15 protein-coding genes are annotated in these 23,115 nt (G+C 68.5%); 4 read left to right on the top strand and 11 right to left on the bottom strand.

Translation table 11 applies throughout. The annotated features are described in order from the left end of the window. The first annotated feature begins 12 nt into the window (after nucleotides 1-12). Nucleotides 13-1,239 (top strand): thiolase family protein, encoded by a 1,227-nt coding sequence (locus tag AC1P0E_RS26525; RefSeq protein WP_482744617.1) that lies wholly within the window; start codon nucleotides 13-15, stop codon nucleotides 1,237-1,239. Continuing rightward, on the top strand, nucleotides 1,236-3,374 hold the full coding sequence (locus AC1P0E_RS26520; protein ID WP_482744616.1) for a 3-hydroxyacyl-CoA dehydrogenase NAD-binding domain-containing protein: 2,139 nt from the start codon (nucleotides 1,236-1,238) through the stop codon (nucleotides 3,372-3,374). Before AC1P0E_RS26525 ends, AC1P0E_RS26520 begins: the two co-directional genes overlap by 4 nt. Nucleotides 3,375-3,460: 86 nt before the next feature. On the opposite strand, the gene AC1P0E_RS26515 is transcribed toward AC1P0E_RS26520, so the two are convergent. Further along, the gene (locus AC1P0E_RS26515) at nucleotides 3,461-4,561 is read right to left on the bottom strand and encodes a DUF8189 domain-containing protein (RefSeq protein WP_482744615.1); all 1,101 of its coding nucleotides are present in this window, start codon (nucleotides 4,559-4,561) and stop codon (nucleotides 3,461-3,463) included. Nucleotides 4,562-4,677: 116 nt separating this feature from the next. Between AC1P0E_RS26515 and AC1P0E_RS26510 the strand changes: the two genes are divergently transcribed. Continuing rightward, nucleotides 4,678-5,100 (top strand): PIN domain-containing protein, encoded by a 423-nt coding sequence (locus AC1P0E_RS26510; RefSeq protein ID WP_482744614.1) that lies wholly within the window; start codon nucleotides 4,678-4,680, stop codon nucleotides 5,098-5,100. Here the strand turns inward: AC1P0E_RS26510 and AC1P0E_RS26505 are convergent. The 10 genes from AC1P0E_RS26505 to ngcE form a co-directional block, all read right to left on the bottom strand. Continuing rightward, a complete protein-coding gene (locus AC1P0E_RS26505; protein ID WP_482744613.1) occupies nucleotides 5,058-6,569 on the bottom strand; it encodes a glycosyltransferase family 39 protein in 1,512 nt (503 codons plus the stop codon). The two genes, AC1P0E_RS26510 and AC1P0E_RS26505, sit on opposite strands and share 43 nt — an antisense overlap. 106 nt (nucleotides 6,570-6,675) lie before the next feature. Further along, the gene (locus AC1P0E_RS26500; protein WP_482744612.1) at nucleotides 6,676-8,154 is read right to left on the bottom strand and encodes an amino acid permease; all 1,479 of its coding nucleotides are present in this window, start codon (nucleotides 8,152-8,154) and stop codon (nucleotides 6,676-6,678) included. A gap of 284 nt (nucleotides 8,155-8,438) precedes the next feature. Beyond that, the gene (dxs, locus tag AC1P0E_RS26495; protein ID WP_482744611.1) at nucleotides 8,439-10,355 is read right to left on the bottom strand and encodes a 1-deoxy-D-xylulose-5-phosphate synthase; all 1,917 of its coding nucleotides are present in this window, start codon (nucleotides 10,353-10,355) and stop codon (nucleotides 8,439-8,441) included. A gap of 174 nt (nucleotides 10,356-10,529) precedes the next feature. Further along, nucleotides 10,530-11,819 carry a sugar ABC transporter permease gene (locus tag AC1P0E_RS26490; RefSeq protein ID WP_482744610.1) on the bottom strand — a complete coding sequence of 430 codons (1,290 nt, stop codon included), beginning with the start codon at nucleotides 11,817-11,819 and terminating at the stop codon, nucleotides 10,530-10,532. After that, the gene (locus AC1P0E_RS26485; protein ID WP_482745907.1) at nucleotides 11,816-12,604 is read right to left on the bottom strand and encodes an ATP-binding cassette domain-containing protein; all 789 of its coding nucleotides are present in this window, start codon (nucleotides 12,602-12,604) and stop codon (nucleotides 11,816-11,818) included. The genes AC1P0E_RS26490 and AC1P0E_RS26485 overlap by 4 nt, the downstream gene beginning before the upstream one ends. 207 nt (nucleotides 12,605-12,811) lie before the next feature. Beyond that, nucleotides 12,812-13,912 carry a sugar ABC transporter substrate-binding protein gene (locus AC1P0E_RS26480; protein ID WP_482745906.1) on the bottom strand — a complete coding sequence of 367 codons (1,101 nt, stop codon included), beginning with the start codon at nucleotides 13,910-13,912 and terminating at the stop codon, nucleotides 12,812-12,814. Between the two features lie 133 nt (nucleotides 13,913-14,045). Next, nucleotides 14,046-15,245 (bottom strand): ROK family transcriptional regulator, encoded by a 1,200-nt coding sequence (locus AC1P0E_RS26475; protein WP_482744609.1) that lies wholly within the window; start codon nucleotides 15,243-15,245, stop codon nucleotides 14,046-14,048. Nucleotides 15,246-15,408: 163 nt separating this feature from the next. Continuing rightward, nucleotides 15,409-16,332: a carbohydrate ABC transporter permease gene (locus AC1P0E_RS26470; RefSeq protein WP_482744608.1), complete on the bottom strand. Its 924-nt coding sequence runs from the start codon at nucleotides 16,330-16,332 to the stop codon at nucleotides 15,409-15,411. Then, the gene (locus tag AC1P0E_RS26465; protein ID WP_482744607.1) at nucleotides 16,332-17,255 is read right to left on the bottom strand and encodes a carbohydrate ABC transporter permease; all 924 of its coding nucleotides are present in this window, start codon (nucleotides 17,253-17,255) and stop codon (nucleotides 16,332-16,334) included. Before AC1P0E_RS26465 ends, AC1P0E_RS26470 begins: the two co-directional genes overlap by 1 nt. Before the next feature lie 82 nt (nucleotides 17,256-17,337). Beyond that, complete coding sequence (ngcE, locus tag AC1P0E_RS26460) at nucleotides 17,338-18,783, bottom strand: N-acetylglucosamine/diacetylchitobiose ABC transporter substrate-binding protein (RefSeq protein WP_482744606.1); 1,446 nt, start codon at nucleotides 18,781-18,783, stop codon at nucleotides 17,338-17,340. 465 nt (nucleotides 18,784-19,248) lie between these two features. Here ngcE and AC1P0E_RS26455 point away from each other — a divergent pair, with 465 nt between their 5' ends. Next, entirely contained in the window at nucleotides 19,249-23,085 is a 3,837-nt protein-coding gene (locus AC1P0E_RS26455) for a GH92 family glycosyl hydrolase (protein ID WP_482744605.1), read from the top strand. Nucleotides 23,086-23,115: the final 30 nt, after the last annotated feature.

Raw genomic sequence — 23,115 nt, 5'->3', positions numbered from 1 at the left:
GGAGAGCCAATCGTGCCTCGTACCGTCAGGGATGTCGTCTTCGTCGACGGCGTCCGCACCCCGTTCGGCAAGGCGGGCCCGAAGGGCATCTACCACGAGACCCGCGCCGACGATCTCGTCGTGAAGGCCATCCGGGAGCTGCTGCGCCGCAACCCCGGCCTCGACCCCGCGAAGATCGACGAGGTCGCCATCGCCGCGACCACGCAGATCGGTGACCAGGGCCTGACCCTCGGCCGTACCGCCGGCATCCTCGCCGGTCTGCCGCAGTCCGTACCGGGCTACTCCATCGACCGCATGTGCGCCGGTGCGCTGACCGCCGTCACCGCGACGGCCGGTTCGATCGCCTTCGGGGCGTACGACGCCGTGATCGCCGGTGGTGTCGAGCACATGGGCCGCCATCCCATGGGCGAGGGCGTCGACCCGAACCCGCGGTTCGTCAGCGAGAAGCTGGTCGACGAGTCCGCCCTGTTCATGGGCATGACCGCCGAGAACCTGCACGACCGCTACCCGAGCATCACCAAGCAGCGCGCCGACGAGTACGCCGTGCGCTCGCAGGAGAAGGCCGCCAAGGCGTACGCCGGCGGCAAGATCCAGCAGGACCTGGTGCCGGTCTCGGTGCGCCGTACCAACGCGGACGTCGGCGAGACCGGCTGGGGCCTGGTCACCGCCGACGAGCCGATGCGTCCGGGCACCACGCTGGAGTCGCTGGCGAGCCTGAAGACGCCGTTCCGCGTCCACGGCAACGTCACCGCCGGTAACGCGGCCGGTCTCAACGACGGCGCCACCGCCTCGATCATCGCCTCCGAGGACTTCGCCCGCGAGCACGACCTCCCGGTGAAGATGCGCCTCGTCTCGTACGCCTTCGCCGGCGTGGAGCCCGAGGTCATGGGCTACGGCCCGATCCCGGCGACCGAGAAGGCCCTCGCGAAGGCCGGTCTGTCGATCGAGGACATCAACCTCTTCGAGATCAACGAGGCGTTCGCCGTCCAGGTCCTCGCGTTCCTGGAGCACTACGGCATCGCCGACGACGACGCCCGCGTCAATCAGTACGGCGGCGCGATCGCCTACGGTCACCCGCTGGCCTCCTCCGGCGTGCGTCTGATGACTCAGCTGGCCCGCCAGTTCGAGGAGCAGCCGGAGGTCCGCTACGGCCTCACCACGATGTGCGTCGGCTTCGGCATGGGCGCCACCGTGATCTGGGAAAACCCGAACCACAAGGACGCCGGAGGCAGCAAGTGAGCACCACCGCTGAGCTTTTGAAGGGTGCGGCCGAGCTGTTCCCGGACGAGGTCGTCACCAGTGCCCACGTACGGCACTTCGAACTGCCCGGTGGCGCGGGCAGGTTCGCGCTGATCACGCTGGACAACGGCTTCGACCACACCAAGCCGACCACCTTCGGCCCGCAGTCGCTGGCGAACCTGAACACCGCCATCGACCAGGTCGAGAAGGAGGCCGCCGAGGGCTCCATCGTCGGCGTCGGCCTCACCGGCAAGCCGTTCATCTTCGCGGTCGGCGCCGACCTCAAGGGCGTCGAGCTGCTGAAGCGGCACGAGGACGCGCTGGCGATCGGCAAGGGCGGCCACGACGTCTTCCGCCGTCTGTCCGGTCTCGCCGTCCCGTCCTTCGCGTACTACAACGGCGCGGCGATGGGCGGCGGCGTCGAGGCCGGCCTGCACTGCACCTACCGCACCGTCTCTGCCGCGCTTCCCGCCTTCTCGCTGCCCGAGGTCTTCCTCGGCCTGGTTCCGGGCTGGGGCGGCTGCGCGCTGCTGCCGAACCTGATCGGCGCGGACCGCGCGGTTTCGGTCATCATCGAGAACTCGCTCAACCAGAACAAGCAGCTCAAGGGCAAGCAGGTCTACGAGCTCGGGATCGCCGACGCGATCTTCGAGGGCGCGGACTTCCTGGAGCAGTCGCTGATCTGGACGGCCTCCGTGCTGCGCGGCGAGCTTCAGGTCGTACGCCCGGAGATCGACCGCGGCGAGGCCTGGGACCAGGCCGTGGCGCGCGGCAAGGCGATCGCGGACTCCAAGGTGCACGGGGCTGCCCCGGCGGCGTACCGCGCGCTGGAGATCATCGCGGCGGCGAAGGACGGCGACCTGGGCGCCGGCTTCGACGCCGAGGACACCGCGCTGGCGGACCTGATCATGGGCGGGGAGCTGCGCAGCGGCATCTACGCCTTCAACCTGGTCCAGAAGCGCGCGAAGCGTCCCGCCGGTGCGCCGGACAAGTCGCTGGCGCGCCCGGTCACCAAGGTGGGCGTCGTCGGCGCCGGCCTGATGGCCTCGCAGCTGGCGCTGCTCTTCCTGCGCCGCCTGGAGGTACCGGTCGTACTGACGGACATCGACCAGGCGCGCGTCGACAAGGGTGTGGGCTACGTCCACGCCGAGATCGACAAGCTGCTCGGCAAGCGCCGTATCAACCAGGACAAGGCCAACCGTCTCAAGGGTCTCGTCTCGGGTGTGCTGGACAAGGCGGAGGGCTTCTCCGACGCCGACTTCATCATCGAGGCCGTGTTCGAGGAGATGGGCGTCAAGCAGCAGGTGTTCGCGGAGGTCGAGGCGGTCGCTCCGGCGCACGCGATCTTCGCCACCAACACCTCCTCGCTGTCGGTCTCCGAGATGGCGTCGAAGCTGAAGCACCCCGAGCGGGTCGTCGGCTTCCACTTCTTCAACCCCGTCGCGATCCTGCCGCTCCTGGAGATCGTGCGCGGCGAGCAGACCGACGACGCCTCGCTGGCCACGGCCTTCGGTGTCGCGCGCAAGCTGAAGAAGACCGCGGTGCTCTGCAAGGACGCCCCGGCGTTCGTGGTGAACCGCATCCTCACCCGCTTCATGGGCGAGATCCAGAACACCATCGACGAGGGCACCCCGGTCGCGGTCGCCGAGAAGGCCGTCGAGCCCCTCGGTCTGCCGATGTCCCCGCTGGTGCTGCTCGAGCTGGTCGGCCCGGCCATCGGTCTGCACGTGTCGGAGACCCTGAACCGCGCCTTCCCGGAGCGCTTCACGGTGTCGCCGAACCTGGCCGCTGTGGTCAAGGCCGGCAAGCGCGGCTTCTACGTCTACTCCGCCGAGAACGGGGCCAAGCCCGAGCTGGACCCCGAGGTCGCCGCTCTCCTCAAGCAGGGCGACAGCGTCCTGACGGAGGAGCAGGTCCGTACCCGCGTCATGGAGGCTGTGGCGCAGGAGATCGGGCTCATGCTTCAGGAGGGTGTCGTCGCCGAGGCGCAGGACATCGACCTCTGCCTGATCACGGGCGCCGGCTGGCCCTTCCACCTGGGCGGCATCACGCCGTACCTGGACCGTGAGGGCTACTCGGAGCGCGTGAACGGCAAGAAGTTCCTGGCGCAGGGCGTCGCGAGCGTCCCCGCGTAACCTTCTGCCGTACGTGACCGAGCCCGGCGCACCGAAAGGTGTGCCGGGCTCGGTTCGTCGGGGAGAAGTACCGGGGAGACGTGTGCTCAGACGCGGGACCAGGCCGCCAGGGCCAGGCCCTCCTCCTCCGGCTTCTGCCGGGCCACGTGCAGCGCGCCGTCCCGGCCGATGACCGCGAGGACCACGCGGCCCGTCGCGTCGACCGCCAGCGCCGGTGCGCCCAGGCATTCCTCGCCCGTCGCGGTCCACCACACGCCGTCGCCCTCGGCGTGCGTCACGCAGGCCGCCAGCACGGGCCGGCCGTCGCCGCCGCGATGGGCCAGGACCGTACAGTCGTGACCGCCGATCTCGGCGCGCAGGGCGGCCACCGGGCTGTCCGCAGGGCTGCCGGACAGAGGGATGGTTGTGTCGCCGGGGCGGTGGGCGGTGATGCCCTTGGAGTCCGGGTCGTTCCAGTAGTACGTGACGATGTCGTCGGCGGTCTCCAGGCCGGTGACCGTACGGATCGCCGGGGCGAGCGGGATGTCGTCCGCCTGCGTCAGGTCGCCGCCGGGCTTCTCCTGCGTCCAGCGCAGTGTCCTGCCCTCCGCCGGGACCAGCAGCTCCACCGTGCCGGAGGCCGTGGCCACTGCCACCGGAGCGTCGTGGGCCTTGCTGCCCCTCAGGTCCTTCCAGCCCTCCCACTTGCCGTTCGCGGCCTGACGGCGCATCTGCATGCCGCGCCCCGCGTTGCGTACGAAGACGTGCACCGAGCCCGCCGTGTTGACGGTGACGGCCGGGATGCCGACCTTGAGGCCGCGCTCGGCCGTCTTGTAGGGGTTGCCGAGGGAGTGCCAGGCGGTCAGCGGGCGGCCCGTCTGGTACTGGATGGCGTGCACGATGTCTACGGTGTCGCCCCTCTCGCGGCGGCCGATGAGGTGCACGTAACCGTCGGGTCCCTGGGCGAGGACGAGGTGCTCGATGCCGGGGGCCGGGAAGAACTGGGGGCCGGTCCAGTCGGGGCCGCCCGGGGCGGCCTCCGTCCAGCGCAGCAGTCCGCCCTCCGTGGGGGCGTAGGCGGTGAGCCGGTCGTCCTTGCCGCGCAGAAGCCAGCGGCCGGTCCCTGGGCCGGTCGCGGGCGGGGGGGCCGACGGGCCCGAGGGGGACGGGGAAATTCGCTCGGTCTTACGCGCGCTCCGCGGCCTCATGGCGTCAGGCCAACCTTCTGTACATCGGCTTTTCGGATCTCCGTGGTATCGAACAAGCATAGCGTTTTGCCTGGTGGCGACTGCCTCACGCGTCGCGCTCGTGCTATGAGGATGGTATGAGAACTCTGGTTGTCGTGGACGCTGCCAATGTCGTCGGATCTGTGCCCGACGGCTGGTGGCGCGACCGCCGCGGAGCCGCCGAGCGCCTGCGCGACCACCTCCAGGTGTACGCCGAGGAGGGCATCCCCGGCCACCCCGCGCTGCCCGGCCCCCTCGCCGTCGTCCTCGTCGTCGAGGGCGCCGCCCGTGACGTGGCCTCCGTGCCCGGCGTACGGGTCGAGTCCGCGCCCGGCAGCGGCGACGACCGTATCGTCGAGGTGGTCGCGGAGGAGACGGGCAGGGGCGGGTCCGTGCTCGTCGTCACCGCCGACCGGGAGCTCAGACGGCGCGTGGAGGCGTACGGCGCTCGGTGCGCGGGGCCGCGCACCGTGCGGCCTCAGCGGGGCGGCGCGGACGACGCCGAAGGGGAGCGTACGTAGAGCACCGCTCCGTCGACCGTCGTCAGCTCCTCGTACTCCCCCGCCAGCAGCCTGCGCAGCGTCGGCACCCGCTCCGGCGCGTAGGGCTTCCCGCGTGAGTCGTCGACGATCAGGGCCGGGGGCCGCGCCGCCATTTCGCCGCGGAAGACGGGCCAGGCGCCCGCCATCGCGTACTTCTCGCCGACCTGCGGGCCGTTGCGGCCGCCGCTGTAGTTGGTGAGCAGGCCCGCCGTGAGGTAGCGGCTGGCGGGTGCGCGGTCGGCGAGCCAGTAGGCCTCGGGGTGTATCCCCCAGACGAGGACGCGGTCCTGAGGTTCGGTCCGTACCTTCACCGCCTTCGCGACCTTCTGTACGTGCGCGAGTTCGGGCCGGGGCGCCAGCAGCCCCCACGCCAGGAACACCGCGCACGTGCACGCAGAGGTCAGGACCGCCCCGGCCGCTCGCCGGGCCGGGAGGACCTGGAGCGCGGCCGTGGCCAGCAGCGCGAGCGGCGGCATGAGCTGGAGGTAGTAGTGGCCGAAGAAGTGGAATCCGAGGATCACCGCGCCGGCCGCGGTGAGGAGCCACAGCCACAGGTCGGCCGCGCCGGTCCTGGCCACGCGCAGTGCGCGCAGGACCGGAGGGATGAGCCCGGCGCAGGCGAAGGCGAGGAGCAGCGTGTTCGCCAGAGCCCGGAACAGGACGTGGAGTTCCGAGCCGGTGAAGGAGGCGTACGCCGCTGAGCCGGTGACCGTCCAGAAGAGGAAGCGGTGCGGCCCGGTGAGCAGCGCGGCGTACAGCACGGGCAGGCAGAAGCCGAAGGCAGTACGGAACAGGGCGCTTCGGGCCGGTGCGTTCTGCCACAGCAGCCACAGGACCGGGGCGAGGACGGCGCCGCCCGTCTGCTTCGTCAGGAACGCCGCCGCGACCGCCACGCCCGCGCCGCACCAGCGGCCCCGGTCCGCGCACCAGATCGCCGCCACCGTGAACGGCAGTATGAAGACCTCGAACGTCGCCGCCTGTGCGTCCTGCGGGTTGAGCCCGATGGAGATGAGCAGGTAGAGGGCGCCGGCCGTGCGCCCCGCCGCGTCACCCCAGCGGCGGCGGGCGATCGAGGCGAGCAGCGCCGCGGTGATGAGCTGGGCGGCGGCCGCGCAGAGCTGGAGAGGCAGCAGCGACTCGTCGCCGAAGAGCGCGAAGGCGCTCTCGTAGAGCCAGGGCAGCAGGGGCGGTTTGCGGTCCACGACCGTGTCGTAGAGCACTCCCCCGTCGGCCAGCATCCTTGCCTGTACGGCGAGATACCCCTCGTCCGGGTTCCACAGGGGGTGGCGGAAGGACGGGAGGCGGGTGAGGAGGGCCAGCAGCGCCAGGGCGGGCAGCAGGCTCCGCCAGTACGGGGGCGCGGCGGGCCGGGCGCCGGGGGCCTGCCTCGGGCGGGGCACGGCCGGCGCGGACACGGACGGTGACGGAAGCGGCGGCCGCGTGAGCATGCGAGCCAAGCTATCCGGCTCCGCAGTCCACGCCGAAACGGGACATACGGAGCCGGGGTGTGCCTGCGGAACCGGATTGGCCGGAAAAGGCCGGTCCCGACAGCTACTAGTACTTGGCGTCGTCGCCCACGCGGCCGAGGCGGCTGTGGCCGCGGCTGTACACGAAGTACACGACGTAACCCAGCGCCATCCAGATGCCGAACCGCAGCCACGTCTCGGCCGGCAGATTGAGCATCAGCCAGACCGAGGCGGCCACCGAGAGGATCGGAACCAGCGGCACCAACGGGGTGCGGAACGCCCGGTGCAGGTCGGGCCGGGTCCGGCGCAGGACGATCACGCCGAGGGCGACGACGACGAACGCGAAGAGCGTGCCGATGTTCACCAGTGTCGCGAGCTCTTCGAGGCTGGTGAAGCCCGCGATGATCGCGATGACCACCCCGAGCAGGATGGTCGGGCGGTAGGGGGTGCCGTACTTCGGGTGCGTGACGGAGAAGAACCGCGGGAGCAGGCCGTCGCGGCTCATCGCAAAGAAGACGCGGGTCTGGCCGAGCAGCAGGATCATGCAGACCGTGGTGAGGCCGACGGCGGCGCCGAAGCTGATGACACCGGCGTAGAAGGGGTGTCCGACAGACTTGAAGGCGTCCGCCAGCGGGGCACTGACGGACAGTTCGCTGTAGTGCTGCATGCCGGTGACCACGAGCGACACTGCGACGTAGAGCACCGTGCAGATGAGGAGCGAGCCGAGGATGCCGCGCGGCATGTCCCGCTGCGGCAGCTTGGTCTCCTCGGCGGCGGTGGCCACGACGTCGAACCCGATGAAGGCGAAGAAGACGACGGAGGCGGCCGTGAAGATGCCCATGACGCCGAAGTTCGTCGGCTCGTAACCGAAGATCAGCTGGACCAGTGGGGCGTCGAGACCCGCTCCGGCGGGCTGTTGTACGGCGTCGGGGACGAAGGGCGAGTAGTTGTCGGCCTTGATGAAGAAGGAACCCGCGATGATCACGATCAGGACCACGCCCACCTTGATGGCGACGACGACCGCGGTGACCCGTGCGGACAGCTTCACCCCGACCACCAGGATGGCCGTGAGCAGCAGCACCAGGACGAATGCCAGCAGGTCGAAGCCGAATCCGTCGGCCGCTTCGGGCCCGGAGAGCGCTTCGGGCATGGTCCAGCCGACGTTGTCCATCAGCGAGCGGACATAGCCGGACCAGCCGACCGCCACCACCGCCGTGCCCAGCGCGAATTCGAGGACCAGGTCCCAGCCGATGGTCCAGGCGACCAGCTCGCCGAGCGAGGCGTACGAGAAGGTGTACGCCGAACCGGCGACCGGGACGGTGGAGGCGAACTCGGCGTAACAGAGCGCGGCAAGGGCGCAGACGACGCCGGCGGCGACGAAGGCGAGGGCCGTCGCGGGGCCGGCCGTCTCCTTGGCCACCTTGCCCGTAAGGACGAAGATGCCGGTGCCGATGATGACACCGACTCCGAAGACCGTCAGGTCCAGCGCGGAGAGGGATTTCTTGAGCTTGTGCTCCGGCTCCTCCGTGTCGCGGATCGACTGCTCGACCGTCTTGGTGCGGAACATGCCCTCTTTGGCTGGTCCTGGGTCGTGCTGCGTACTCACCGGCGTACCTCCGACTGTCGGCTGTTCGCCCAACCTTGAAGTGAGCGAGTTTCAGTCATGATCGTGAGTGAACCGGTCAGTTCCCACGAGGACCGCCGCCCAGTTTCACCCGATGGGAGGCACCGACCGGTATGCGTACTGGCCCTGCGAGTTGACCCTTTTGGAGGATCGAAACGAAAAGACCCGCCCCGAGCGTGTGCTCGGGGCGGGCCTTCTCTTCGTACGTGAAGAGCCGTGAAGGGGCGTCAGTCGCGCGCGGCCTCGGCCGGTTCGTCCTCCAGACGGCCGTCCAGCTTTGCGACCAGTCCCGTCACCTGGCGGGCGATGTCCGGGGCCGTCAGGCCGATCTCGGCCATGACCTCCTTGCGGGAGGCGTGGTCGAGGAAGCGCGGCGGGATGCCGAAGTCGCGCAGCGGTACGTCGACTCCCGCGTCCCGCAGCGCCTGGGCGATCGCGGAGCCGACACCGCCGGCGCGGCTGTTGTCCTCGACGGTGACGACGACGCGGTGCTGCTCGGCGAGCGGCGCGAGCGCCTCGTCGACCGGCTTGACCCAGCGCGGGTCGACGACGGTCGTGGTGATGCCCTGCTTGTCGAGGAGATCGGCGATCTCCAGGCACATCGGCGCGAGCGCGCCGACCGAGACGAGCAGCACGTCCGTCGTGGTGTCGGCCGGCTTGCGCAGTACGTCCATGCCGCCGACCTTGCCCACGGCCTTGACCGCCGGGCCGACCGCGCCCTTGGAGAAGCGGACGACGGTGGGCGCGTCGTCGACCTCGACGGCCTCGCGCAGCTGGGCGCGGACCTGGTCGGCGTCGCGCGGGGCGGCGATCCGCAGCGTGGGGACGCACTGGAGGATCGACATGTCCCACATGCCGTTGTGCGATGCGCCGTCGGTGCCGGTGATGCCCGCGCGGTCCAGGACGAAGGTGACGCCGCACTTGTGCAGGGCGACGTCCATCAGGACCTGGTCGAAGGCCCGGTTGAGGAACGTCGCGTACACCGCGAACACGGGGTGCAGGCCGCCGGTGGCGAGGCCCGCCGCGGAGACCGCGCCGTGCTGCTCGGCGATCCCGACGTCGTACACCCGGTCGGGGAAGGCCTTCGCGAACCGGTCGAGGCCGACCGGCTGGAGCATGGCGGCCGTGATCGCGACGATGTCCTCGCGCTCCTTGCCGAGCTTGACCATCTCCTCGCCGAACACCGAGGTCCAGTCGACGCCCGATGAGGCGATCGGCAGGCCGGTGTCGGGGTGGATCTTGCCGACGGCGTGGAAGCGGTCCGCCTCGTCGGCGAGGGCAGGCTGGTATCCGCGGCCCTTCTCAGTCAGGCAGTGGACGATGACGGGGCCGCCGAAGCGCTTGGCGCGCTGGAGCGCGGACTCCAGGGCCTCGATGTCGTGGCCGTCGATCGGGCCGACGTACTTCAGGCCGAGGTCCTCGAACATGCCCTGCGGGGCGATGAAGTCCTTGAGGCCCTTCTTCGCGCCGTGCAGGGTCTCGTAGAGCGGCTTCCCGAGGACGGGCGTGCGCTCCAGGATGTCCTTGCCGCGGGCGAGGAACCGCTCGTAACCGTCGGTCGTGCGCAGCGTGGCGAGGTGGTTCGCGAGGCCGCCGATGGTCGGGGCGTACGAACGCTCGTTGTCGTTGACGACGATGACGAGCGGGCGGTCCTTGGCGACGGCGATGTTGTTCAGCGCCTCCCAGGCCATGCCGCCGGTGAGGGCTCCGTCACCGATGACGGCGACGACGTGGTGGTCCTCCTTCTTGAGGACCTCGTTGGCCTTGGCTAGGCCGTCGGCCCAGCCGAGGACGGTCGAGGCGTGCGAGTTCTCGATGACGTCGTGCTCGGACTCGGCGCGCGAGGGGTAGCCGGACAGGCCGCCCTTCATCTTCAGCTTCGTGAAGTCCTGACGGCCCGTGAGCAGCTTGTGCACGTAACTCTGGTGTCCGGTGTCGAAAAGGACCTTGTCCTTCGGCGACTCGAAGACACGGTGGAGAGCGATCGTCAGCTCGACCACACCGAGGTTCGGCCCCAGGTGTCCGCCGGTCTTGGAGACCTCGTCCACCAGAAATGTCCGGATCTCGGCGGCCAGCCGGTCCAGCTGCTCCGGGGTGAGCCGGTCCAGATCGCGCGGTCCCGTAATGCGGGTCAGCAGCGCCACCCGTGCCTCCTTGCAGTTGAACTGTCTGCTTGCCGGTCTGTCGAGTCTAATGTTCCGCCCACGCCGTTGGTCAGCGGGCGGTGCGTTCTGCGTCACGCGTCGGCTGCGGCCGGGCGTACGCACAGCCGTGCCCGGCACCGGAATCCGGTGCCGGGCACGGCTGTGGCGGCGTGGTCAGGCGCGGCCCGCGGTCTTCTGGGTCTTTCGGGTGACGGAGTCGATCACGACGGTCGCCAGCAGGACACCACCGGTGATCATGTACTGGATCGGGGTGGCGATGCCTTCGAGGGCCAGGCCGTACTGGATCGAGGTGATCACCATGACACCGAGGAGCGCGTTCCAGGTGCGGCCGCGGCCGCCGAAGAGGCTGGTGCCGCCGATGACGGCCGCCGCGATGACGTTCATCAGCAGGTCACCGGCGCCGGCGCTCTGGTTGGCGGCGGCGATCTTGGAGGCCCAGAACAGGCCGCCGACGGCCGCGAACGTACCGGCGATGGCGAAGACGGAGATCCGGACCGCCGTGACGTTGATACCGGCGCGCCGGGACGCCTCGACGCTGCCGCCGAGCGCGAAGATCTTGCGGCCGTACACGGTGCGGCGGAGCACGAAGTCCGACGCCACCAGCACCAGCAGGAAGAGCAGCACCGCGAGCGGCAGGCCCTTGTACTGGTTGAACGTGGCGGCGGCGGCGAAGGCGATCACGGCGAGCACCCCTGTGCGCAGGGCGATCTCGCTGAGCGGCCGGGACGGGACGCCCGCTGCCTCACGGCGGCGGCTGTCGGTGAAGGAGGAGAGGAAGAACACGGCGACGGCGACCACGGCGAGGCCGTAGGCGGCGGCGACGTCGGAGAAGTAGTACGTCGTGAGCTGGCCGACCAGACCGTCGGAGTCCAGGTTGATCGTGCCGTTGCTGCCGAGCAGCTGGAGCATGAAGCCCTGCCAGAACAGCAGGCCGGACAGGGTGACGGCGAAGGCGGGGGCGCCGATCCGGGCGAAGAAGAAGCCGTGGATCGCGCCGATGAGGGCGCCGCCGGCGATGGCGGCGAAGATCGCGAGCCATTCGTTGATGCCGTTGGTGACGCTGAGTACGGCGATGATCGCGCCCGAGACACCGCTGACCGAGCCGACCGACAGGTCGATCTCGCCGAGCAGCAGCACGAAGATGATGCCGACGGCCATCATGCCGGTGGCGACCATGGAGACGGCGATGTTGCTGAGGTTGCCGGCCGAGAGGAAGTTCTCGTTCAGGCCCCAGAAGATCGCGCAGATGACGATCAGGCCGATGACGACCGGGATGGAGCCCAGGTCGCCGGCGCGCATCTTGCGCTTGAACTCGGTGAGGTAACCGGCGAAGCCCTGCTCGCGTACGAGCAGGCGGGGGTCGATGGCGGTGACGGCTTCGGGGGCCGGCGGCGCCGGCGCGTCGGCCTTGTCCACGGCCGCGGAGGTCTTGTCGGTACTCACTTCTGGACCTCCACGTTGCGCGCCGCACGGCGGGTCACGGCGTTTTCCGTGGCACCGGTGATGGCGGAAATGATCTCTTCCTGCGAGGTGGTCTTGACGTCGAAGACGCCGTTGTTGCGGCCCAGCCTGAGGACCGCCACCTTGTCCGCGACGGCCTTGACGTCCGCCATGTTGTGGCTGATGAGGATGACCGCGTGGCCGCGGTCGCGCAGCCGCTCGACGAGGTCGAGCACCTGTGCGGTCTGCTCGACGCCGAGGGCCGCGGTCGGCTCGTCGAGGATGACGAGCTTGGGCTCACCGAGCATGGAGCGGGCGATGGCCACGGTCTGGCGCTGACCGCCGGAGAGCGAGGCGATCGGGATGCGTACGCTCGGGATGCGGATGGACAGCGTGGTGAGCAGCTCGCGGGCGCGGCGCTCCATCTCGACCTCGTTGAGGATGCCGCGCTTGCGGATCTCCCGGCCGAGGTAGAGGTTGCCGACGACGTCGATGTTGTCGCACAGCGCGAGGTCCTGGTAGACGGTCGCGATGCCGAGGCTCTGGGCGTCGTGGGGCTTGTTGATCTGTACGGAGCCGCCTTCCCACTCGATGACACCGTCATCGATGGGGTGCACGCCGGCGATCGTCTTGACCAGCGTGGACTTTCCGGCACCGTTGTCGCCCACCAGGGCGACCACTTCACCGGCGTGGACCTCAAGCTCTACGTCGGTGAGCGCCTGGACGGCACCGAACCGCTTTGAGACCCCTCGCAACGCCAGCACGGGCGTAGCGGACACGTGAACCATCTCCTTCGCCGCCTGACCGGCGGGGATGCCGCGCCGGGGGAAGGCGGCGCGGAGGTCGAGCAAGAAAGTGGGGGGTGCGGGGGTGTTCTGTCCGGCGCCCGGCCCGAGCTGCGGGGCTGTGGAGGGCGGGGCACCGGACAGGCTTTTCCCCGCGGGTAAGTCCCTTGCGGAGAAGGGAACTTCGGGGGTTTCGGGGACTTCGGGGACTTACTTCAGCCCGAGCTTGTCGCAGGCGGCCTTGTACTTCGGGGTGCAGATCTCGGCGACCGTGTAGACGCCGTCCTTGAGGACGGTGTCCTTGATGTTGTCCTTGGTCAGCGAGACGACCGGCACCAGAACGGTCGGGACGCCCTTCGTGGTGGGGCTGTCCACGGTGTCCTTGGCGATGGAGTCGAGCTTCTCGCCCTTGGCGAGCGCGACGGCCATCTCGGCGGCGGCGGCCGCCTCGGGGGCGTACGGCTTGTACACGCTCATGAACTGCTCACCGGCGACGATGCGCTGCACACCGGCGAGTTCGGCGTCCTGGCCGGTGACCGGCGGGAGCTTGGCGAGGCCGGCTCCCTTGAGGGCGGTGATGATGCCGCCCGCCATGCCGTCGTTGGCGGAGTAGACGCCGTCGATCTTGTCCTTGCCGAGAGCGGACAGCGCGCCTTCCATGTTCTGGTTGGCGACCTCCGGCTTCCACTCCTTGGTGTCGTACGACTTGCCGATCTTGACCTTGCCCTTGAGCTCGGACAGCGCGCCCTTCTTGAAGAGCGCGGCGTTCGGGTCGGTGATGGCGCCGTTCATCATGACGATCTGGGCGCCGTCGGCCTTGTCGCCCAGCTCCTCCAGCAGGGCCTTGCCCTGGACTCGGCCGACCTCTTCGTTGTCGAAGGAGGTGTACGCGTCGATCGGGCCCTCGGCGAGGCGGTCGAAGGCGACGACCGGGATGCCCTGGTCCTTGGCCTTCTTCACGCCGTTGGCGATCGCCTTGGAGTCCACCGCGTCCACGATCAGCGCGTCGACCTTGTTGGTGATCATCGTGTCGAGCTGCTGCGTCTGGACGGTGGCGTCCTGCTTGGCGTTGGCGTAGACGACCTCGCCCTTGCCACCGGTCAGCTCGCTGATCTTCTTCTCGATCAGCGGCTTGTCGAACTTCTCGTAACGAGCGGTCTGATTCTCCGGGAGCAGCAGGCCTATCTTCAGGGCGTCGGTCTTCTTGCCCTCCGACTCCTTCGCCTTGTCTCCGGACTCCTTGGCGCTGCCACAGGCGGCGAGGGATACGGCCATTGCGGTGGCGGCCACGGCCACGGCGGCACGACGCATACGCGTGTTCACTTCAGAAACCTCCCTGACGAGGCCGCGTCGTTGCGGCCGAGGTGGCTGGAAGTCAACTCCGCCCTGATGGCAGCGTCAAGGAGTAAATCCTTAACGAGATGACAACGGTGCCATTCGTTATCTAAGTGAAGGCAGGCGCATTGGCGGGCTGAGCGCTGTCCAGAAGAGACGAATCGCCCATTTCATTGAGTACGAGGGCCAGCGCGCCCAGTACTTCGGACCGTCCGCCGAGCGCCCCGGGCAGCACCGAAAGCTGCCTGGCCGCGCTCGGGATCGCGTATCGCGAGACAGAGTCCCGGATCGGCCCCAGCACCAGTTCACCAGCCTCCGCCAGGTCTCCGCCCAGCACCACTCGGCTGGGATTGAGGAGGTTGCAGAGGTTGGCTACTCCACTGCCGATGTGGCGGCCCACATCGGCCACCACACGGCGGCAGCCGGGGTCGCCCTCGCGCGCGAGCTGCACCACGCGCTCCATGGTCAGATCGGCGCCGTGGCTGGGCTGGAGCAGCGGCAGGACGTACCTGGCGGCCGTGAAGGTCTCCAGGCAGCCGCGGTTGCCGCAGCGGCAGACCGGGCCCGACTCGTCGAGCGTGATGTGCCCGATCTCGCCGGCCGTACCGCCGGGCCCCCGGTAGATCTGCCCGCTGATCACCAGACCGGCGCCGACACCGCTCGCGACCTTGATGTACGCCAGGTCCTTGACCCCGCGCCCGCTGCCCCAGACCAGCTCGCCGAGCGCTCCCAGGTTGGCGTCGTTGTCGACGTACACGGGCACGCCGAGGCGCCCGGACAGCTCCTCGCTGGGATTGATGCCCTTCCACCCCGGCAGGATCGAGGTCGAGCCGAGCGTGCCGGACTCGACATCAATCGGCCCGGGTACGCCGAGACCGATGCCGATCACCTTGTCCTGGCTGATGCCACTGGCCTCGATCAGCCGCTTGACCAGCTGTTCCGCCCGGTCGAAGCCCTCTGCGGCGGAGCCGTCCACATCCAGCGGCTCGGCCTCTTCGGCGAGTACCTGGTGGGCGAGGTTGCCGACGGCGACGCGCAGGTGCGTATGGCCGAAATCGACGCCGATGACGATGCCGGCGTCGCCGCTGAGCGCGACGCTGCGCGCCCGGCGGCCGCCCGCGGAGGTCGGGGTGACCTCGACGGTCCCGCCGTCCTTCAGCTCGCGCACGATATTGGAGACCGTGGCTGCCGAGAGCCCTGTGGCCCTGGCGATCTCTGCCTGGGTGAGCGAGCCCGCCATCCGCACGGCTCGTACGACTCGCTCAAGATTGGCCCGGTGCAGTGACGTCTGCGACCCCGGAGTCTCCATTGACTCTCCTCTTTCTCCAACATGTGAACTCTAAGATGAGCCTTTCGGGTTGCCCCCCGTCAAGACCTTGAGCGTGGCGGCAGGGCCGGCGGCACGCCGAAACGCCCGCCGGCAAGGTGCCGGCGGGCGGTTCGTACGGCAGGCGGGGCGGGGCCCCTGGGCGCTATTTCACGGCGCCCGCGGTCAGGCCGGAGACGACCTGGCGCTGGAAGATGATGTACGCCGCGAGGACGGGCAGCATCGCCATCACCAGGCCGGCGAAGAGCCCCGACCAGTCGCCCTTGTAGCCCTGGCTGGTCGCAAGCTCGACCAGACCCTGGGAGAGCACACGGTTGTCCGGGTTGTTGTTGAGCACGGTTGGCAGCATGTACTGGTTCCACTGCCCCAGGAAGTTGAAGATGCCGACGCTGATGAGGCCGGGCTTGGCCATCGGCAGCATCACCTGGAAGAAGGTCCGGGTGTGCGAGGCTCCGTCGATCATCGCCGCTTCCGCCACCGAGCTCGGCAGCGTACGGAAGAAGGAGGTGAGGAAGAAGACGGTGAAGGGCAGCGAGTACGCGATGTAGACGAGGATCAGGCCCGGGAGCGTCTCCAGCATCCCCATGTTCTTCAGTACGTAGAACAGCGGCACCAGGGCCAGCATGATCGGGAAGCTCATTCCTCCGACGAAGAGGAAGTAGATGAAGCGGTTCCCGGGGAAGTCGAAGCGCGCGAGGACGTACGCCGCCATGGAGCCGAACAGCAGCGTGCCGACGAGCGAGCCGCCCACCACGATGATGGTGTTGAAGAAGTAGTCGCTCATGTGCGCTTCGGACCAGGCCCGCGACCAGTTCTCGAAGTGCAGCTTGTCCGGCAGCGAGAACGGCGACTCGAAGATCGACGCGTCGTCCTTGAAGGACGTCATCACCGCCCAGAGCAGCGGCATGACGACCATGAAGGCCCAGAGGATCAGAATTCCGTGCGAGAAGACGTTGAGCGTGCTGCCGCTCACGTCCCTCTTCGGCTTCGCCGGGGCCGCGCCGGACGTCTTGGCGACGGGCGGGCGGTCCTGGGTGACGCCTGCGGGCGGGGTGTCAGTGGTCTTCATCAGAACTCCAGCCGCTCACGCCGGCCCACGCGCATCACCAGGGCCGCGAGGGCCAGAGTGATGACGAGCAGGGCCACACCGATCGTTGTCGCATAGCCTGCCTGGCCGTCCCGGAACGCCGTCTGGTAGACGTACAGCACCAGGACGGTGGTCGAGTAGTCGGGGCCGCCCGGGCCCACGGTCATGATCTGGACGACCGCGAAGGACTCCGCGCCGAGCGCGAGGATTCCCATGTAGACCCAGCCCGACTGCACGGTGTCCCAGAGCAGCGGGATGGTGATCCTGAAGAACGTGGTGAACCGGCTCGCGCCGTCCAGCAGGGCGGCCTCGTAGAAGTCCTTGGGAATGGACGCCATGCCCGCCGAGAAGAGCACCACGAAGAAGCCCACGGTGCTCCAGACGAGCACCGCCATGACCGCCCAGAGGGCGACATCCGGGTCACCCAGCCACTGCGGCTGAACGCTGTCGAGGCCAATCGCCCTCAGCAGTCCGTTGACCGCCCCCTCGTTCGGGTTGTACGCGAAGGTGAAGAGAACCGCGACGATGGCGATCGAAAGCACCTGCGGGAAGAAGTACGCGATCTTGTAGAAGCCCGAGCCCCGGACGCCCGTGATCGCGGCGCCCTTCCGGCGCCGTCCGCCGACATTGAGCATGAAGGCGAAGAAGAGCGCGAGGCCGAGCGTCACCAGCGGCAGCAACAGCGCGAAGAGCAGGCTGTGCCCCAGCGAATCCCAGAAGATCTGGTCTTCCAGCATCCGGCTGTAGTTGTCGAAGCCGACCATCTTGAAGTCCGGGCTCAGGCCGGTCCAGTCCGTGAACGAGTAGTAGATGGACTGGATGAACGGCCAGATGACGAAGATTGCGTACAACGCCAATGGGGCCGCCAAAAACCCCACAATGAACCGGTACTTGCCGTGTTGCATGGTTACCGACCCCGATCTTCCGGCGTGTGCCGCCGCTGGTTCTGCGATCTCCCGGGGGCCCGCCCCCGGACCCCCGGGTTGCTCACTGGTGCTTGTAGTGCTTGATGGACTGGTCCTTGGCCGCCGCGTCGGCGAAGCCCTGGATCTTCTTGATGGTCTCGGCCGGGGTCGCTCGGCCGGCCATCATCTCGCCCAGACCGGCGACACCGATCTGCTCCTTCTGGAGCTTCACGTACCAGTCCTGCAGGCGCGGGTTGACGACGTTCTCGCCGGCCTTCTCCAGGGCGGCGCTGGCGGACGTCAGACCCGGGGTCAGTTCGATGCCGTCCGTGCCGCCGTTGAGGGCGGTCAGGGACTTCACGCTCTGGGTGAAGTTCTTCGACGACGCCTCGCTGAGCATGATGCGCAGCTGCTCCATGCCGCCGTCGGGGTTCTTCGCCGACTTCGGGACGATGAACGGCTCGCCGCCGGAGGCCCAGATGGTGCCGAAGGGCATCGCGTCCGAGCTGTCGAGGCCGGACGGCGCGCCCACGGCGAGCTTGAAGTCGGCCGGCATCGTCTTGGCGGCCTCGTTCTCCACCCACGAACCGTTCGGGATGAAGAGCGCCTTGCCCTTGGTCCAGGCGGTCTGCGACTGGATGTGGTCGATGCCCGGGGTGCCCTTGAGGATGTACCCCTTCTTGAAGAGCTCGTAGTACGCCTCGAACGCGGCCTTCACGGCCGGGTGGGACCAGGCGTTCGGCTCCAGGTTGTCGATCTTGTCGAGGACCTCACGGCCACCGATCTTCGCGATGAACGGGTAGAGCGAGAACGGCAGGTAGTACGGGTGCTTGCCCGCGTACGTCCAGCCGGCGATGCCCTTCTTCTTCGCCTTGGCGCAAAGGGCGAGCATGTCGTCCCAGTTCTCCGGGTACGTCGCGTCGAGCTTCTCCAGCGCGGTCTCGGAGTACCAGACGCCGTAGACCGTGTACGCGTAGTACATGATCCAGACGGGGTCACCGTCGAACTGGCCCATTTCGACGATGCCGGGCCGCAGCGTGTCGCGGACCTTCTTGCTCGGGTCGTCGATGGACGCGGCGTCCAGCAGCGGGGTGAGGTCGGTGAGCTGCTTCTTGCCGACCAGGACACCCATGTCCATCTGCTCGGCGCCCGAGTTGTCGATGAGGTCCGGGGGCGTTCCGCCGTTGAACCTCGGCTGCAGCTGGGACCTGATCTTCTGCGTGGACGAGAACTTGATCTTCGCCTTGGGATACGTCTTCTGATAGACGGCCTTGGCGTCCTCGGCATACTTCGTGCCGAACCCGCCGTCGAAAATGACAATTTCGAGCGGTGCGCTCTCATTGACGCCCAGCGGGTTCTTCTCGGTCTTCTTGCCCTTGTCGACCTTGTCGTCGCTGCCGCTGTCGCCGCTCGCGCAGGCGGACAGGAAGCTCATCGTCGGAACAGCGATCAGGCCGAGTGCGGCAGACCGCTTGATCAGATCGCGACGGCCAAGGCCCTCATTGTTGTGGGCGGAGGTGGATCCCATGCTCAAGTCCTCGCCTTCTCCAGGACTCAGGCGGTGTACCGGTCGCCCGTACTTATCGCCTAGGCGAAGGGCCCCGCCACCGCAGTCAAATGACGCTGGGTCGTGCTGAGTTGCAGAAAGTACGCCGGACACAGCGTTGGCAACCGTCACGCGGCTTTCCCCCACTGTTCCCCGTCCCCCTGGACCGCTGCCGCAAAGCGGCGTTGCAGACGCCGACAGGTATAGTCCACTTCCGGTCAACTGAGCAAGATCGAAAGCAAGTTTGGGCAGCAAGCTTTCCCGAGTTGAGACCTCGCGGATATCTGGAACGCGCACGTGGTCGTCCGTGCGACTCCGCACACACGGCGCGCCCGCTTCGCCTCCGCCTTCACATACAACACCCTTGACACCATCGGTGACTTGGCTCCCTACTGGACCCCGTTGCACCGCTCATGACAACGTTGTCCAAGGGGAGGAAAGCCCGGGATGCAGTACAGACCTCGGTACGGACAAGGCCATACCGCGGCCGCCGTCGCGGCGACCGCCCTCCTGCTGGTCGTCACGGCCCCTTCGGCGGCCGTCGCCCAGCCCCACCGGCCGGCGCCGCCGGAGCAGACGTTCAGCTCCTCCTTCGAGGCGGACGAACCCCAGCCGGACTGGCGCAATACGGTGGAAGTCGCACCCGGCGGCGCCAAGCGCGCGGCAGGGGTCGACGGCGGATACAGCTCCGGAATTCCGGGCAATGTGACCGACCGGGTGGTCGAGCTGCGCGCCAGCGGCGAGAACACCGGCGGCGGCGAGGTGAAGGAAAACCTCGTCGATGTCCAGCCGGCCACCAAGTGGCTGGCCTTCGAGCCGACGGCCTGGATCGAGTTCAACCTGGACGAACCGGTCAAGCTCATGACATACGCCCTCACTTCGGCCAATGACCATGCCGAGCGCGACCCGAAGGACTGGACGCTCAAGGGGTCCGCCGACGGCAAGGAGTGGACGGTCCTGGACTCCCGCGAGGGGCAGACCTTCGCGAAGCGCTTCGAGACCAAGTCCTTCGATTTCGAGAACGCCACGGCGTACGCGCACTACCGGCTCGAAATCACCCGTAACAACGGCGCCTCGGACGCCACCCAGCTCGCGGACGTTCAGTTCTCGAACGGTGACACCTCCACGCCCGCCCCGGACGACATGCGCAGCCAGGTCGACCGCGGCCCCTCGGGCTCCCCCACCGCCAAGGCGGGCGCGGGCTTCACGGGAAAGCGTGCGCTGCGGTACGCCGGCACGCACAAGCCGCAGGGCCGGGCGTACTCGTACAACAAGGTCTTCGACGTCGATACGCGCGTCACGCGGGACACCGAGCTGTCGTACCGGGTCTTCCCGTCCCTCCCGGAGACCGACCTCAATTACCCGGCCACGAATGTGTCGGTCGACCTGGCCTTCACCGACGGCACCTATCTGAGCGACCTGCGCGCCGTCGACCAGCACGGCGCCGTCCTGTCCCCGCAGGGCCAGGGCGCCTCCAAGACGCTGTACGTCAACCAGTGGAACCACAAGGCGGCGCGGATCGGCCCGGTCGCGGCCGGCAAGACCGTCGACCGGGTGCTGGTGGCGTACGACTCCCCGAAGGGGCCGGCGAAGTTCAGCGGCTGGGTCGACGACGTCACCATCGCTCCCAAGGCGCCGGAGAAGCGTCTCGCACACTTCTCCGACTATGTGTCGACCACCCGTGGCACCAACTCCAGCGGCGCCTTCTCGCGCGGCAACAACATCCCGGCCACTGCCGTCCCGCACGGTTTCAACTTCTGGACGCCGGTGACCAACGCGGCCTCGACCAGCTGGCTCTACGACTACGCCCGCGCCAACAACAGCGACAACCTCCCCACCGTCCAGGCGTTCAGCGCCAGCCACGAGCCGAGCCCGTGGATGGGCGACCGGCAGACGTTCCAGCTGATGCCGTCCGCCGTGGCGGGCACCCCGGACGCCGGACGCAAGGCGCGCGCCCTGCCCTTCCGCCACGACAACGAGACAGCAAAGGCGCACGAGTACGGCGTCACCTTCGAGAACGGCCTCAAGGCCGAGATGACCCCGACCGACCACGCGGCGATGATGCGGTTCACCTATCCCGGTGACGACGCGAGCGTCATCTTCGACAACGTGTCCAACGACGGCGGCCTCACCCTCGATCCGGCCACCCGCTCCTTCACCGGCTTCTCGGACGTCAAGAGCGGCCTGTCCACCGGCGCCACCAGGCTCTTCGTGTACGGCGTCTTCGACGCGCCGGTCACCGGGAGCGGCAAGCTCAGCGGCGGCGGGGGTGAGGACGTCACCGGCTATCTGCGCTTCAAACCCGGCGCCGACGGCCAGGTCACCCTGCGGCTCGCGACATCACTCATCAGTGTGGACCAGGCGAAGAAGAACCTCGCCGACGAAATCCCGGCGGGCACCCCCTTCGAGCGGATCAAGGACCGCGCCCGGAGCGCCTGGGACGACCTGCTCGGCCGCGTCGAGGTCGAGGGCGCGAGCCGCGACCAGCTGACGACCCTCTACTCCAGCCTCTACCGGCTGTACCTGTATCCGAACTCCGGCTTCGAGAACACCGGCACCAGGGCCCGCCCCAGGCAGCAGTACGCGAGCCCCTTCTCGAAGCAGACCGGACCGGACACACCGACCCACACCGGCGCGAAGATCGTCGACGGCGAGGTGTACGTCAACAACGGCTTCTGGGACACCTACCGGACGACCTGGCCGGCGTACTCCTTCCTCACCCCCGAAAAGGCCGGCAAGCTCGTCGACGGCTTCGTCCAGCAGTACAAGGACGGCGGCTGGATCTCCCGCTGGTCCTCGCCCGGTTACGCCGACCTGATGACCGGCACCAGCTCCGACGTGGCGTTCGCCGACGCGTACGTCAAGGGTGTCGGTTTCGACGCCGAAGCGGCGTACGAGGCGGCCCTCAAGAACGCCACCGTCGTGCCGCCCTCCTCCGGCGTGGGCCGCAAGGGCATGAAGACGTCCCCCTTCCTCGGGTACGCCTCCACCGAGACGCACGAGGGTCTCTCCTGGTCCCTGGAGGGCTATCTCAACGACTACGGCCTCGCGAAGATGGGTGAGGCCCTCCACAAGAAGACGAAGAAGGCGCGCTACAAGGAGGAGTCGGCGTACTTCCTCAACCGCGCCCGCAACTACGTCAAGCTCTTCGACGACAAGGCCGGCTTCTTCCAGGGCCGGGGCCGGGGCGGCGACTGGCGCGTCCCGTCCGACAAGTACGACCCCCGCATTTGGGGTTACGACTACACCGAGACCAACGGCTGGGGCTACGCCTTCACCGCTCCCCAGGACTCCCGCGGCCTCGCCAACCTCTACGGCGGCCGCCCCGGCCTCGGTGACAAGCTCGACCGCTACTTCACCACCCCGGAGACGGCGGCCCCCGAGTTCGCCGGCTCGTACGGCGGCGTCATCCACGAGATGACGGAGGCGCGCGACGTACGGATGGGCATGTACGGCCACAGCAACCAGGTCGCCCACCACGCGACGTACATGTACAACGCGGCGGGCAAGCCCTGGAAGACGCAGGAGAAGGTCCGCGAGGTCCTGTCCCGCCTCTACACCGGCAGCGAGATCGGCCAGGGCTACCACGGCGACGAGGACAACGGCGAGCAGTCCGCCTGGTACCTCTTCTCCTCGCTCGGCTTCTACCCGCTGGTCATGGGCAGCGGCGAGTACGCGATCGGCTCCCCTCTCTTCACGAAGACGACCGTCCACCTGGAGAACGGCCGCGACCTGGTGGTCAAGGCCCCCAAGAACAGCGCGAAGAACATCTACGTCCAGGGCCTCAGGGTCAACGGCAAGCCCTGGAAGTCCACCGCGCTCCCCCACAGCGTGCTCGCGCGCGGCGGGACGCTGGAGTTCGACATGGGCCCCGAGCCGTCCAAGTGGGGTACAGGCAAGAACGCCGCGCCCGTCTCCATCACCCAGGACGACAAGGTGCCGTCGCCGCGCGGCGACGCGATCACGGGCTCGGGCACGCTGTTCGACAACTCCTCCGCGACGGCGGGGCGGTTCACGTCGGCGGAACTGCCGACGACCGGGCCGGTACGGGCGCTCCAGTACACCCTCACCTCGGCAGACCGCGCCAAGGCACCGTCGGGCTGGACGCTCCAGGGCTCCGACGACGGCCAGAAGTGGAAAGACCTGGACAAGCGGTCGGACGAATCCTTCGCCTGGGACCACCAGACCAGGGTCTTCACCATCGGTGCCTCGGGCGCGTACGAGAAGTACCGCCTGGTTCCGACCGCCGGCGCCGAACTGGCGGAGGTGGAACTACTCGGGTAGCCCACTACGGGTGACAGGTCTCCGTGGGGT

The sequence above is a fragment of the Streptomyces sp. TRD_SC_5 genome (genome assembly GCF_056836825.1).
This window is presented reverse-complemented; position numbering and strand designations above follow the sequence as displayed.

What these genes read in the sequence shown, in the direction of transcription:
- AC1P0E_RS26485 (WP_482745907.1), bottom strand. Translation starts at nt 12,604, where the DNA reads ATGGTTCACGTGTCCGCTACGCCCGTGCTGGCGTTGCGAGGGGTCTCA.
- AC1P0E_RS26515 (WP_482744615.1), bottom strand. Translation starts at nt 4,561, where the DNA reads ATGAGGCCGCGGAGCGCGCGTAAGACCGAGCGAATTTCCCCGTCCCCC.
- AC1P0E_RS26455 (WP_482744605.1), top strand. Translation starts at nt 19,249, where the DNA reads ATGCAGTACAGACCTCGGTACGGACAAGGCCATACCGCGGCCGCCGTC.
- AC1P0E_RS26510 (WP_482744614.1), top strand. Translation starts at nt 4,678, where the DNA reads ATGAGAACTCTGGTTGTCGTGGACGCTGCCAATGTCGTCGGATCTGTG.
- AC1P0E_RS26505 (WP_482744613.1), bottom strand. Translation starts at nt 6,569, where the DNA reads ATGCTCACGCGGCCGCCGCTTCCGTCACCGTCCGTGTCCGCGCCGGCC.
- AC1P0E_RS26465 (WP_482744607.1), bottom strand. Translation starts at nt 17,255, where the DNA reads ATGCAACACGGCAAGTACCGGTTCATTGTGGGGTTTTTGGCGGCCCCA.
- AC1P0E_RS26480 (WP_482745906.1), bottom strand. Translation starts at nt 13,912, where the DNA reads ATGCGTCGTGCCGCCGTGGCCGTGGCCGCCACCGCAATGGCCGTATCC.
- AC1P0E_RS26470 (WP_482744608.1), bottom strand. Translation starts at nt 16,332, where the DNA reads ATGAAGACCACTGACACCCCGCCCGCAGGCGTCACCCAGGACCGCCCG.
- AC1P0E_RS26500 (WP_482744612.1), bottom strand. Translation starts at nt 8,154, where the DNA reads ATGTTCCGCACCAAGACGGTCGAGCAGTCGATCCGCGACACGGAGGAG.
- ngcE (WP_482744606.1), bottom strand. Translation starts at nt 18,783, where the DNA reads ATGGGATCCACCTCCGCCCACAACAATGAGGGCCTTGGCCGTCGCGAT.
- AC1P0E_RS26475 (WP_482744609.1), bottom strand. Translation starts at nt 15,245, where the DNA reads ATGGAGACTCCGGGGTCGCAGACGTCACTGCACCGGGCCAATCTTGAG.